Genomic DNA, 14,028 nt, shown 5'->3' with positions numbered 1-14,028 from the left:
TAAATTGAGGGTAAGGAACGCTTAAAACGTACCGCCCATGCTGAAGTCCCAGTTGGAACTGTCTTCGTCTTCCTGCCTGTCCAGGTTGAATCCCCATGCCAGTCTGAGCGGGCCTAAAGGAGAAAGCCAGAGGATACCGACACCAGCGGTTTTTTTGAACTCATTGAAGTCCCAGCTTTCATCGACTCCGTATACATTACCAAAGTCGGTGAAAACTTCGCCCTGCATACCCATATCTTTGAGCAGTGGGAAAATAACGGATACGGTTCCATACCACATCTTGTCACCACCGATTTTTTCACCGGTCTCTTCATCAAGCGGACTGATCGAATAGGACTCAAAACCACGGATAGAGTTCATACCACCCAGGTAAAAATGTTCGTACACTGGGAGTTTGTCGTCCTCATTGGCAAAAGCCTGGCCGGCAGCACCTTTGACATGGAAAACCGTATCCCAGATCATGGGGAACCACCAGGAGGAAGCACCTTCTATCTTCGTATACTGGGCATCTCCGCCAAGAGGGCCGCCTGCATATTTAATACTTGCCGAGTTGCGTGAACCAGTGCTGGGAGAGAAGGTACGGTTTCTGGTGTCACGCACCAGAGACAAACGGACGGAACTGTTCAGGTTGATCTCGGCAGAGCGTTTGATTACCTCGGAGGCGTCGTCGTCGATGTCACTCAGGTCGGTATTTTCAATGGTGTAGCCATAGTAGGCATACCACTTTTCGATGAGCGGATGACCGATGCGTACCCCCGCACCTGTGGACTCTTTGGTGTAATCATCATATTCTGTTTCCCAGTTATAGAGATCAACTCCACCGGAAACATTGGAGTCAAACAGTCTGGGATTGGTAAAGGCAAGTTTATATTTGGCCGATTTGCTGCTGAGATAGCCTGTCAGCGATAACCGGTTCCCTGTTCCCAGGAAATTGTCTTCGCTGATTTCCCCCATGAACATCACATTTTCAGAGGAGGAATACCCTGCACCAATACTAAACTGCCCGGTGGCTTTTTCCTTGATATCGACCACCACGTCCATTTTATCTTCGTTGAGCGTCGGTTTAGGAGTAACGGTAACCTCCTCAAAATAACCCAGGCGCTGTAATTTAAGGGTTGAGGTGCGAATGGCTTTAGAGTCAAACAGGCCACCTTCTTTAACCTGAAGATCCCTGCGGATGACATTGTCCCTGGTGCGGGTATTGCCTTGGATTTCCACCCGGTTAAAATACACCAGTGAGCCTTTTTCTATGTGGAGCATGATATCGACACGCTTGCCCACGTCGGTTTTGTTTACTCTGGGAGTGACTTCCGCAAAAGCGTAACCATTCTCAGCATACACATCGGTGAGGCGGGTGGTATCTTCGCGCAGTATCTGACGGTTGAGAAACGGTTCCTGGCGGATTTGCAGCTTACTAATCAGCAGCTCTTTATCTTTAATAAGGTCGCCTTCCACGTCAACAATACCGACCCTGTAACGGGGGCCTTCTTCAATTGGAAAGGTGATGTACAGGCCATCATCTTTTTGATCGACCACAGGGGTGCCGACTTTGGATTCGATAAAACCATGGTTTTGATAAAAAGCGCCAAGCCGAGCCGCATCTTGCTTGAGGATATCCATCTTTAACACACCGGCATCGGTCAGCCAGGAGAGCCACCAGCTGTAGGTGCCGGTCTGGATAATATCGAGCAGGTCGCTGTCTTCAAAGGTGGTGTTACCTTGAAAGGTAATCTCTTCGACGCTTATTTTGTCTCCTTCCTGGATAACTAAACGTACTTCTGCGTTATCTTTAGAGGGATAGCTGATAGTTGCCTCTACCTCAGTATTGTAATAGCCTTTTGACTTGTAGAGCTCTTTTACCCTGGTAACAGCATCATTGACCTTGGTTGGATTAAGAATGGTGTTGGTTGCAATGTTAGCAGCATCACGGACATTTTCTTCTTTGATGTTATCTGTGCCGGTAATGACCACACTACCGATGAGTGGCTTTTCCTGGACTCTAAAAAGAATTTTTTTTCCGTTGTCGGTATCAGTTGCCTCTATTTCCACATTGTCAAAATAGCCCATGGAAAAGACGGTTTTTAAATCCTCTCTAAGGCTTGTAGGGTCATAGATGTCCCCTGGTTTGGTTGTAATTTTGCGAAGGATAGCCCCTGCGTCGATACGTTTATTGCCGGCTGGGGCAATGGAAGCGACGGTGAAGCTGCGGTTGGCGAAACTGACAGCCTCGGCAACGACTTCACTGATAACGCGGGATAAATCTTCAAGGGAATCTGTTTCACGAAAATAGGAGTAAGGCGAGCTCGGTTGCAAGGCATCAAATACGGAGAAATCGAGGCTGTACTTGTCTCCCAGTTGGGTGAGACTGCCTATGGCCACATAGTCATAACCCGTTTTTTCAGAGATTTGGTTGATGATCTTTGCAGGCGGAGGCCAGGTCCCTTTATAATCTACAAGAGACGTCGCCTTGTTTCTGGAAATGGATGTATAATTTTTTTCAGCTACGCTCTTTTCTAAGGCCCTATCAACTGGAACAAGTAAGGTTTCCGGGTTGGGAGCATTGATTTTTAAGGGAATAAATGCAGTGTTTTGCTCTATTGCCAGGGCCGATGGTATACAATAGAGCAAGACAATTGCTAAGAGCGTAGAAAAGCTATACAGAAATGAGGGTGTAATTCGAATAGACGACTGCATTGAACGATTCCTGTGAAAGAAAGCTTTGTCAGGGAAGTTATGTTAACTGATTGTATGTGGCAGGAGACAATCTACGTTGTGTTGAAATTCTACTACCAAGAATAACGCTGGCATTATGACACGTTCCTTTATTTTTGCAAAGAATTATAATCTTACTATGCTGTTGGCTTCTTTCGCCACCTTTCCGGAACGAAGGCGAAATTTATTGTTCGACAGGTGTTGTAGGTGCCTCATCGACCTTGTGCTTGTTGTCCAACAATTTCTGGACAGCATTATGGAGTGACAAAGCAAGGGCTTGTTTGTCCCTTGATTTGTAATGGTTGGTTGGCATGGGGGTACCTATACGAATGGTAATTTTACCGTTGTCAGCCAATAGCTTTTTCTTGGGGAGTATCGAATAAGAGCCATTAAAGCCGATGGGAACTACCTGGACCCCGGACTTTATGGCCAGGAGAATAGCGCCTGTCTTAAATTCCTGAAGCTTACCATCGGAACTGCGAGTCCCTTCGGGGAAAATTAACACCGAATTGCCCGCGGCAATCTGCTCGGCAGCCTTGTCCAGACTTTTCATTGCTTGTCGCCCTTTGGAACGGTCAATAGCGATGTAGCCCACCTTTTTCATGGTTTGGCCGAAAATAGGAATATTAAAAAGTTCTTTTTTGGCGATCCATCTGAATGTATAAGGGAAATAGCCTTGAAAACTAAAGATGTCGAATTGGCTGGCATGATTGCCGACAAATATGTAGGTCTGGTCAGGCTGTATATTTTCCAGGCCTTCAACTTCTACCTCTGCGCCAACAAGCTTACAAAGTATTCTGCCCCAGAGACGGGGGTAAAAAAGAGCTTTGTCTTTGTCTTTACGAAACCAGGTGAGATCGAGCCAGGCAAGCGTCGAAATGATAATGGTCAGGGGAGGGGCAAGGATCAGTGTAACTGCTGCACGGACATATTGAAAGGGAGACATCGTGATTGTGATAGTTAAGGTGGATGTAGTTGGTTGTGCCTGTGATCTTTATATTGATTCCATGTAACAAGGAAAGATAGCAACAGAAAGCCGGTCTATTCATCCTTTTCTGCAAAGTCGAAATATACATGGACAGATAAAATCTGCAAGGTTATGTCACCGTCTCCCTTGGCTACAATGATAGAAAGAGTGCCCAGGCAGCTTGGCGGGTTGTTATAAACAGGTGCTTTTTCTTCGATTGGTATACCAGATTTAAATGGGGAGTATGGATGGTGCATACATATATTAAGGCCTTGCACGACCTCCTGTTTCCTCCGCAGTGCCTTTGCTGTGAACAACGGCTGGACACATCCAGGCCTCCGCTTATCTGTCCTTCCTGTCGCGACAACCTTCGATTTATTTCCTCCCCCCTTTGCATCACCTGCGGTATGCCTTTTCCGGGTGGTGAAGATCATCTCTGTGGATCATGCCTTCGCAATCATTATCTTTTTGATTACGCTCGCTCTGCCTTGTTTTATCAGTCCCCTGTAAGCAACCTCCTATTGGCACTTAAATTCTCCAATGCCACCTCAGCAGTACCTACCTTGAAAAAAATAGCCGAACAATCAGGTATGTTAGCACATTTTGCTGTGCCTGATATCATTATTCCGGTGCCGCTGCATATAGGGCGATTACGGGAACGGGGGTTCAACCAGGCTCTGGTGCTTGCTCGTCATTGTTTTCCCCAGTGGAGAACATTAACACATGCAAGCTTGTTAGTACGGACCAAAGCCACCAGTCCGCAATCCTCACTGAGTGGTCAACAGCGGCGACAAAATCTTAAAGGGTGTTTTCAGCTGTCGAGATCGGGTTTGTTGACAGGGAAAAAAATACTCCTTGTGGATGATGTTTTTACCACTGGCAGTACCATAAACGAATGTTCTCGTGTTTTGCGCCGCGAAAAACCCAAACGGATAGAAGTTTTCACTGTCGCGAGGAGCTTGCAGTTATAGCGTTTTTTTAAACAGATGGATCCTCTGTCGGCGCTTTCGATCCCTATCTTTCTTGTTTTTTTTATTCCTTAACTCATTGACATAATGGAAAAAGATGGTAAGCAATCGTGCCACGCCTTGATGGGCGTTGTGGGTAAAAGTGTCATAAAAAAATGACATTTTTTTTGAGTCGAAACAGACGTGGAAACTACGCAATAGAGGGCAATTAAACCATAGGGGTGTTTCGTAAGCTGAAAATTGAGCATATTTTAGTTAAGGAGAGCTGTGTGGAGCATTGTAGAGTTATGCAGTTGTTAGTAACTTGTTAGTAACTTGTTCGGTTAGTTTTTAAGTAGTTGTTTGTTGGTGTCTTTATGAAGATGCTGAGGAAAGAAACGGTAGGTTGGGGAGATGCGTCCTGAGCTCGCTCTATACACTGAATCTTTCATTATCCTGGAATTTGTTAATATACTCTTGATTTGTACCTTGAAATCAGTCCATATCGATTTTGACCGGAAAAGGGATTTTAGGTACATCAATGGTCATAGCAAAAAACAGATGTCCACGTAGTACCTTCCTGTACATATTTACTAATAATATCAAGTAGTTTTAAGGAAAAGACCTTATGATATGGAATGCGATCAAATCATCGTTACTCTCTTCTTTGCCGGAAAGCGAATTCGGTTTGTGGATTAAACCGTTAGAATGCCGAGAGCAAAGCGAACAGAGTATTGAACTGGTTGGGCCGGATCGCTATTTTTGTGCATGGGTTGAAGACCGCTATATTGATCTCATGAAAGGTGCTGCCGGTAAGATGGGCATGACGCCTGAAATAAAAGTGCTGGCAGCTGAGGCACCAGTGGTTTCACGTACAAGTACTTCCAGAGAACAGTTGCGTCTTCCCGGCGTTTCCGTGAACCAGTCCAGATATCGTTCTCTGCATCCGGCATTTACCTTTGATCAATTTATGGTCGGGGAATCAAATGTGTTGGCACAGTCTGCCTGTTCTGCACTTGCCACTGGTGATAGAACATATGGCAACTGTCTGTTCATGAACAGCACCACCGGACTTGGTAAAAGTCATTTGACTCAGGCCGTGGTCCATGAGGTGCTCAACTCCGCACCTGCAACCCGGATGCAATATCTCACTGCCCAACAGTTTACTGCAGATATGGTAAAGAACCTCCGTTCCAACTCCATGGAGCAGTTTTCCAAGAAGTATATTAACAGTTGCGATCTCCTGTTGGTCGAAGACGTTCATACGCTTGTCGGTAAAAATAAGACCCAGGAAGAGCTGAATACGATTCTTGATTACCTGATTAAATCAGGCCGTCGGGTAATTTTGACATCTGCAGTTGCGCCTAACAAACTCAAGGGCTTGGACGAAGACTTCCGCAGTCGGATGACTTCCGGTCTGGTGACCGATATTGTGTGCCCTGACTATGACACCAGAACTCGTATCATTCAACATAAGCTGCACGGCAGCAATCTGCAATTGGACGAAGAACTTGTCGATTACCTGGCCAGAAAACTGAAAGGAGACATACGGCGGGTGGAAAGCACCATTCTCGGGATCAAGGCCAAGTCGAGCCTTCGTCGTCAAGCTCCTGATATGGATATGCTCAAAGAAATTATGTCAGGATTTGTTTGCCAAACTGAAGAAATGTCTGCTGCCGGTATTCGAGATCTGGTCAGTGAGCAGTTTAAGGTCAGTACCGACGATTTGCGATCTCGGTCCAGAAAAAGAGCCATCACTTACCCGCGTCAGATCGCAATGTATTTGACCCGTAAATTTACCAAAGACTCACTGGCTGACATCGGTGGGATGTACAACCGTGACCATTCAACGGTTTTGTATGCAGTCAAGGTTATCACCCGTGACATGGCTCGCCAACAAGCCACCAAGGAGCAAGTGGATATGCTCTGCTCAAAGTTGGAGCACTGAGCATTTTTTACATCGATTTTTTTGCACAAAGAGCAGGTGGCGGGAGCTGCCTGCTCTTTTTTTTAGAAGTAAACTCCCTTCACCTCTGCACTATCTCCCTGTTCCTGTCTGGTTATAATCCTTTGCGCCATTTTCCGGCCTTCTTGGGTCATGTCATTTATACCGATACCCTTCCAGCCGAATCCGCAAATATGCAGATTGGGTTCGCCCTGCATTACCCTTTCCCGCCAGGCAAGAAGATCAGTATATCCGCTCTCCAGTTGAGGAATACCATAAGGGGAGCGTAAAACTTTGCTGAAACATGGGGCCTTGGGCAGGTCCATAATTTGACGAATATCCTGGTACACGTGATTGATCAGCTCATTGTCTGTAAGCTGGAGCCGTTTTGCATGTCGACGTCCGCCCACCAGCACTTCTATTATTTGATGCCCTTGAGGAGCGCGACCGGGAAACATATGGGAAGAAAACAGGGTGCCAAGGGAGAATCGTTCTTCTCTTTCAGGTGCCAGGTAGCCAAAACCAAAGGGGATCTGCGCTTCTTCTGTGAAGCCGAGGATTACAGAAATAATACGGGCCTCCGGGATACTTGCAAGCGGTGGATGCATGGGCTGTGCCTGTCTCAGCAGAGGAAGACCTGCATTCACAGGAAGTGCAACAACCAGATCGGCACAGTGGTAGGTCGTAGCACCTGTGGCTACCTGCCATTGGTCATCTGTTTTGGTCAGTGCGGTTGCCTCGGTGTTATAGAGTATAGTGGCTTTGTCGCCGATTTTCTCGCTAAGGCGTTGCGGGAGCCTGCCCATTCCTCCCTTGAAACTGGTCATTGCAGGCATGCCTTTACGTTTATGGTCCCCTTTGCGTTTGGCAAACATTTTTTTGATGACGCCACGAATAACAGAACCGTGTTGTTGCTCAAGGGCTCTGACACCGGGCATTACTGCATCAATTTTTAGTTTGTTGATGTCACCGGCATAGGTACCGGTAAAAACGGCATCTGCAAAAGGGAGCAGAGCTTTTCCAAACCTGTATTCAACCCACTGGGCCACAGAAGGGGAGGCCGGCATGGGCTTTTTCCAGAGATCTGCGAGTACGCGTAACTTTGCCGGAACAGAGATCAATGGTTGCCTGAGGATGCGCAGCGGCGTTTGGGGAATGCATTGGAGTCTGCCGTCCAGGCAGACATAGCGGACAAACTCGGCAAGTGGTGTTGTTTCCAATTCACCTTCAAGGGATGCGAAGCGAATAAGCTCTCTGCTGGCCTCACAGTTATCAAGAAATCCGTGGGGACCCCATTCGGCCAGGAATCCATCCTGGTGATAACTGCTGATGGCTCCACCGCTTTGCTCTGTTTTTTCCAGCATTAAAATGCGTAGATCCGGTTGCTGATCGAGGAGGAAGGCAGCCGTGGAAAGCCCTGATATGCCGGTACCGATGATGCAGACGTCGTAGAATTGATTGTCCATAGTGTGGTAACAAAAATAAAATTTACAAAAGGGAGCATGGTGTGCCGAGTCTTGACAGGCAGCTAATCGTGCTTACCATGTTCGCCGGATAAAAGAAAGGCCCATCTTGCTTGGGGTTTCTGGTGAAAAAGCGCGTTATTCAATGGGTATAGGCCGTTGTATATCGCGTATGGTTCATATGATGGAAGAGCTGTCATAGCCCGGATAAATTCGGGATAGAGGGTCGCCGTGGGGGATGCAACTGGATTGCAATCATGCGCCGGCATGAATGGTAGGCCCCGTTCTCATAAATAACACTAAAAAGTAGAAAAAGAGGATTTGTATCATGACTGAAGCACAGGTCGAAACCAAACAGTTTCAAGCAGAGACCAGGAAGGTTCTGGATATTGTCATTAACTCTCTGTACACGGAACGAGATATTTTTGTGAGAGAGTTGGTTTCCAATGCGGCTGATGCTCTGGAAAAATATCGACACCAAAGTTTGGTCGAGCAGGCTGAGTTTGATGCCCACGTACCGCTTGAGATCAACATTGACTGTGATGATAAAAAGAAGACCTTAACCATCACTGATACCGGCATTGGTATGACCAAAGAGGAGTTGGAAACCAACCTGGGGACTATTGCCCATTCCGGTTCCAGCCGTTTTTTTGAAGAGCTTGCCGAGGCCGTGAAAAAAGATGTCAGCCTCATCGGTCAGTTTGGTGTCGGCTTTTACTCGGTATTCATGGCTGCCAAAAAAGTGACGGTGCAAACCCGTTCATGGGACGGCAGCGAAGGACACGAATGGATCTCGGATGGTGGAGGAACCTATACCGTCAGCCCCTGTGAAGGGCTTCATCGAGGCACCAAAATTATCATCGACCTGAAGGAAGATGCCGAGACCTATGCCACCAAGTTTACGGTTGAGCATATTATTAAGCAGTACTCTACGTTTGTTCCCTTTCCGGTCAAGGTGGAAGGTACGACCGTGAATACGGTCCAGGCAATCTGGTCCCGCTCTAAAAGCGAGATCACTGAAGAGGAATATACTGAATTTTATAAATTTATTGGTAACGCCGCCGATGAACCGATGTACAGGCTTCATTTCTCAGCGGATGCACCGTTGGCAATTAATGCGTTGGTGTATGTGCCTAAGGATAACTTCGAAGTTGCGGGTATGGGCCGGATGCAGCCGGGGGTTAACCTCTATTGTCAGAAAGTTCTGATTGATCAGCACAGTGAAAATATCCTGCCGGAATGGCTACGTTTTCTCAAGGGTGTGGTCGACTCGGAAGATCTGCCGCTCAATATCTCCCGCCAGTCGCTGCAGGATAATGCGTTGGTGTATAAGTTACGCAAGGTACTGACAAAGCGTTTTATCAAGTTCCTTAATGAGCAGGCCAAAAAGGATGCAGAGGGCTATCAGCAGTTCTGGAAGACCTTCGGCATTTTTATCAAGGAAGGCGTAACCTCTGATTTTGAGTTCCGCGATGATCTGGGCAAGCTGCTCCGCTTCGAATCCTCTGGAAGCGAAGCCGGTGAGATGGTCTCCCTGGATGATTATATCGCCAGAATGAAAGATGGTCAGGATAAGATCTATTTTATCAATGGTCCGAGCAGGGCTGCTGTGGAAAATGGACCTTACGTGGAGATGTTCAAGAAACGCGGTATTGAAATTTTTTACACCCTTGAGCCAATTGATGATTTTGTCCTTAATCATCTGGGGGAATATGACGGTAAAAAACTGGTCTCAGCAGATACAGCTGATATCCGTTTGCCCGAATCAACCGAAGATACCAGCTCTACCGAAGACAAGGAGCAGGGTGAGGCTTTGCCCGCGGATCAGGTGGAGGCGCTGTGCAAGTGGATAAAAGAACGTCTTGGTGATCGTGTGCAGGATGTTAAAAGTTCAACCAGACTGGTTGATAGCCCTGCCATGATTGTGAATGTGGACGGATTCATGACCTCCTCCATGGAGCGGATCATGCAAGCTTCCGGGCAGGAGGGCGGCTTGGGAGCGATGCACTCCAAAAAGGATATGGAGATCAATGGTTCCAGTTCATTGATTAAGAAGTTGGCCTCTCTCAAGGATGCAGATCCCGATTTTGCAGGCATCATTGTCGACCAGGTGTATGACAATGCCCTGATTCAGGCAGGACTGGTTATCGATCCCATGGAAATGGTCAGCCGCAATTATCGTATTCTGGAGCGGGCAGCCGGTGAAGAGTCTTAACCGCATGAACAGACAGTGATTACCCGGGTGCTGGGCCGCATCTGCTCGGCTGTGATGACGGCACCTTGTGGTGTGATCCTACTCTTGGCTTGAAAAAAGGTTGTGTTCACGATATATGAACACAACCTTTTCTTTTTTTCTTATTATTAATGCGCTGAAATGACAAAGGTCGTTTTTTTAAGGTCTTGAATGGTTGCTCTGGTTACAGGAGTAGACAAGGAGGTACTTGTGCGACATTTTTTTATGATTGTGGCTGTATTGTTGTTGCTGTGCGGGTGCCACTCCAAGGAGGTACGGCATCTTGCATCAGATGCATCACTGATCAAGCCCGGAGTAACAACATTAAATGATGTGCAGCTCTATCTTGGAGAGCCTAACGGACAACGCAGAGTCTCACCGGTCGAGGTTGAGTACGTATACTATGAAGACCTTCCCGGTTTTATGGGGCATACGCCGATAGTAAGTTCCTGGGTGGATGGAGACGGATATGAAATGATAGTGATAACTTTGAAAAATGACGTGGTAACCCGTTGTGAATTTCGGACCTTCAGCGAGGCTGATCAGGATTGGGTGGATGATTTTACTTGGGAAGAAGTCAAGTGAATTCTCCCTCTACATTTGATATTTATCGTCTACGCATGGTGGAAGAGCAGTTGGTATCTCGGGGAATCCGGGATCAACGGGTACTGGATGCCATAGGCACGGTTCCCCGGCATCTGTTTGTCGAAGATGCCATGCAAGCAAGTGCGTACGGTGATTTTCCTTTACCCATAGGCAGTGGACAGACTATCTCCCAGCCGTATATTGTGGCACTGATGACCGAGGCTCTCCAGCTTAAGGGCGGGGAACGGGTGTTGGAGATCGGTACCGGATCGGGCTATCAGGCGGCTATACTTTCCAGACTCTGTGAGCGAGTGTATACGGTGGAGCGCATTGATAGCTTGCTGGGCAGAGCCCGAAAAGTTTTTGATAAACTGCGTTATCATAATATCGTTTCCCGTATTGATGACGGTACTGTAGGCTGGGCCGATCAGGCGCCTTTTGATGCGATTGTCGTTACTGCCGGTGGGCCGGTCGTACCGCAACCCTTAATAGATCAACTGGCAGATTATGGCCGATTAGTGATTCCGGTAGGCGATCATGACGTGCAGGAACTCCAACTGCTGACCAAAGAGGAAGGGGAAATTACAGTGCAGCTGATTGAGCATGTACGTTTTGTCGATTTAATTGGTGCTCATGGCTGGCAGGGGTTCAATGGGCGATCATAAATTATCCCTTCTGCAGAGGATTTATAACCGGTGCATGCAGTGGATCCAGACACCTGCCGGTGTGTGGGCTCTTTTTTTCATTGCTGTGGCCGAATCTTCGTTTTTTCCGATTCCCCCTGATATTTTTTTAATAGCACTTTGTGTCGGTGCTCCGCAGAAATCTTTTAAATTTGCAGCAATTTGTGCTGTTGGTTCTGTTATCGGTGGCGCTATTGGCTACGGCCTGGGGATGGGATTTATGGAAACCCTTGGCCGGCCTATTCTTGACATGTACGGACTCCAGGACAAATACGCCACAGTGCAGGATCTTTACCGCCAATACGATGCGTGGGCCGTGGGAGCTGCCGGGTTTACCCCGCTACCGTACAAGTTGTTTACCATCACTGCCGGTGCATTTAAGATTAACTTTCCGACCTTCATGTTTATGTCCATTCTGGCAAGGTCAGCCCGGTTTTTTCTTGTTGCCGGTCTCATTTACAAGTTTGGGGCTCCTGTTCAATATTTTATCAATCGATATTTTAATATTCTCACCATCGTTTTTCTTGTATTATTAATAGGTGGGTTTATCCTGATCAAGGTGCTGTTGTAGCTTGAGCTGGTTTCTGATGTTTTTCCAAGATCGGCCTGCGCAGGCTGTGTGTTGGTAGTCTATCCTGCATTTCCCTTTAGGACAAAGTATGAGCTTTTTAAATAGTGATAAATTACTGGATCTTCTTGTCGAAGATGGGCTGTTAAGCGCCGATAAGCGCCAGTTTGTCATTTTAGAAAAGGGAAAGCAGCGGCAGAAACTGCTTCGTCTGGCAGGAGGGAGGCGTAAGGAAGACCCGTATAAGATTGAAAAAGGATATCCTGACCTGGTTGCTGTGGTCGCGTCGCTGAATTTGGAAATTCCCGGGTCTAAAGGGGATTTGCTCAGCGAAGAGGTGATCATGCGTGCGGTTGGCCGTAAGCTGAAAATCCCTTTTAAAAAGCTCGACCCCCTGGAATTGGATATGGAAATTGTAACCAAAACCATTTCCAGATCCTTTGCTGTCAATCATCTAATTCTGCCCTTTGGCCTACGCAACGGTATCCTGGAGGTTGTAACCTACAACCCCGATAATCGCGGACCACTTGCCGATATCGAACGGGCAAACCAGGTGAAAATCAGGGCCTTTCTCTCCACCCGCACCGACATCAAAAAAATACTGGCTGAATTTTTCGGTTTTCAGCGTTCTATAACGGCTGCGGAAACTCAATTTAGCGGAACCGGAACAGACACCACGGTTGATATCGGCAATCTGGAACAATACGTGCGTCTCAGTTCCAGCAAGGAGCTGGCCTCGACCGATCAGCATATAAAAGCTGCTGTTAATCATCTCTTCAGCTATGCACTGGAGCAACGGGCTAGTGATATCCATATAGAGCCTAAACGGGATATCTGTATGATTCGCTTTCGGATAGACGGGGTACTGCATACTATCTATAAATTACCCAAAGCCGTGCATTCTGCCATTACCTCACGGATTAAGTCCCTGGCAAGGATGGATATCGCCGAAAAGCGCAGGCCTCAAGACGGCCGTATTAAAATCGGGCGTAGGGAGAAAGAGGGCGAGGCAGAGGTTCGGGTGTCCACGGTGCCGGTTGCCTTTGGCGAAAAAACCGTTATGCGGATCCTGGATGCAGATGTTATTTTTCAAAATCTGGACGGATTGGGATTTTCTCGGCGTGACCGGGTCGTGTACAATAATTTTATGTCGTCTCCCCACGGGATTGTGCTGGTGACTGGGCCCACCGGCAGCGGTAAGTCCACTACGCTTTATTCCACCCTTAAGCAGATTGCCGGCCCGGACATAAATATTGTCACCATTGAAGATCCGGTGGAGATGGTCCACGAGGAATTCAACCAGATTGCGGTGCAGGCACAAATTGATGTTACTTTTTCCAATATTTTGCGTAATATCCTGCGGCAGGATCCCGATATTATCATGATCGGAGAGATACGTGATTTGGACACGGCCACATATGCGGTGCAGGCGGCTTTAACCGGCCACCTGGTATTTTCCACTCTGCACACCAATGATGCAGTCTCCACTATTATCCGTTTGGAAGATTTGGGCCTGGAACCTTTTTTGATTGGTTCTACCATGCTCGGCGCGTTAGCGCAGCGGTTGGTGCGGCGTATTTGTCCCAACTGTACCGAAGCCTACGAGGTTGAGGCGGCGGAACTGCAAAAAATGGGTTTTCCTGTGGGGGAAAAGAGAGCGTTTGAGCTGCAGCGGGGAAAAGGGTGTCGTCATTGTCGGGGGACAGGCTATTATGGGCGTATTGGTATTTTTGAAATTTTCCCCATGTCGGAACAGCTGAAGGCGTTGGTTTCTTCCAGATCAACAGCAGACGATTTACGCCGGATCGCCATACGCGAGGGTATGTCTACCCTGCGGGAAGATGCCTGGCGCAAGGTGCAAAGCGGATTGACAACCATCGAAGAAGCGTTACGTGTAACCAGAGATGTGTAAGAGACAGGTTGTT

General features: G+C 47.4%; 10 protein-coding genes. 7 read left to right on the top strand and 3 right to left on the bottom strand.

The window, feature by feature from the left end; genetic code table 11:
* Positions 1–21 precede the first annotated feature (21 nt).
* The gene (gene bamA / locus JWH17_RS08290; protein WP_205222127.1) at positions 22–2,694 is read right to left on the bottom strand and encodes an outer membrane protein assembly factor BamA; all 2,673 of its coding nucleotides are present in this window, start codon (positions 2,692–2,694) and stop codon (positions 22–24) included.
* A gap of 202 nt (positions 2,695–2,896) precedes the next feature.
* Complete coding sequence (locus tag JWH17_RS08285) at positions 2,897–3,658, bottom strand: lysophospholipid acyltransferase family protein (RefSeq protein WP_205222126.1); 762 nt, start codon at positions 3,656–3,658, stop codon at positions 2,897–2,899.
* Between the two features lie 269 nt (positions 3,659–3,927).
* Here JWH17_RS08285 and JWH17_RS08280 point away from each other — a divergent pair, with 269 nt between their 5' ends.
* Together JWH17_RS08280 and dnaA are read left to right on the top strand one after the other, a co-directional pair.
* Entirely contained in the window at positions 3,928–4,650 is a 723-nt protein-coding gene (locus tag JWH17_RS08280; RefSeq protein WP_205222125.1) for a ComF family protein, read from the top strand.
* A 604-nt stretch (positions 4,651–5,254) separates the two neighbouring features.
* Positions 5,255–6,574: a chromosomal replication initiator protein DnaA gene (dnaA, locus tag JWH17_RS08275; protein WP_205222124.1), complete on the top strand. Its 1,320-nt coding sequence runs from the start codon at positions 5,255–5,257 to the stop codon at positions 6,572–6,574.
* Between the two features lie 62 nt (positions 6,575–6,636).
* Here the strand turns inward: dnaA and hemG are convergent, their stop codons facing one another.
* Positions 6,637–8,037: a protoporphyrinogen oxidase gene (hemG, locus tag JWH17_RS08270; protein WP_205222123.1), complete on the bottom strand. Its 1,401-nt coding sequence runs from the start codon at positions 8,035–8,037 to the stop codon at positions 6,637–6,639.
* Between the two features lie 325 nt (positions 8,038–8,362).
* Between hemG and htpG the strand changes: the two genes are divergently transcribed.
* From htpG to JWH17_RS08245, 5 genes are all read left to right on the top strand, one after another.
* Positions 8,363–10,249 carry a molecular chaperone HtpG gene (gene htpG / locus JWH17_RS08265; protein ID WP_205222122.1) on the top strand — a complete coding sequence of 629 codons (1,887 nt, stop codon included), beginning with the start codon at positions 8,363–8,365 and terminating at the stop codon, positions 10,247–10,249.
* A 228-nt stretch (positions 10,250–10,477) separates the two neighbouring features.
* Positions 10,478–10,852: a putative periplasmic lipoprotein gene (locus JWH17_RS08260; RefSeq protein ID WP_205222121.1), complete on the top strand. Its 375-nt coding sequence runs from the start codon at positions 10,478–10,480 to the stop codon at positions 10,850–10,852.
* Between the two features lie 35 nt (positions 10,853–10,887).
* Entirely contained in the window at positions 10,888–11,517 is a 630-nt protein-coding gene (locus tag JWH17_RS08255) for a protein-L-isoaspartate(D-aspartate) O-methyltransferase (RefSeq protein WP_205222154.1), read from the top strand.
* 34 nt (positions 11,518–11,551) lie between these two features.
* Complete coding sequence (locus tag JWH17_RS08250; RefSeq protein ID WP_232370983.1) at positions 11,552–12,106, top strand: YqaA family protein; 555 nt, start codon at positions 11,552–11,554, stop codon at positions 12,104–12,106.
* An 88-nt stretch (positions 12,107–12,194) separates the two neighbouring features.
* Positions 12,195–14,015, top strand: coding sequence for a GspE/PulE family protein (locus JWH17_RS08245; protein WP_205222119.1), 1,821 nt, complete (start codon positions 12,195–12,197; stop codon positions 14,013–14,015).
* The last annotated feature ends 13 nt before the right edge of the window (positions 14,016–14,028 follow it).

This window comes from Desulfogranum marinum (assembly GCF_016918565.1).
Lineage (GTDB): Bacteria > Desulfobacterota > Desulfobulbia > Desulfobulbales > Desulfobulbaceae > Desulfogranum > Desulfogranum marinum.
Note: the sequence above shows the minus strand (reverse complement) of the source record. Positions and strands in the feature narration are given on the sequence as shown.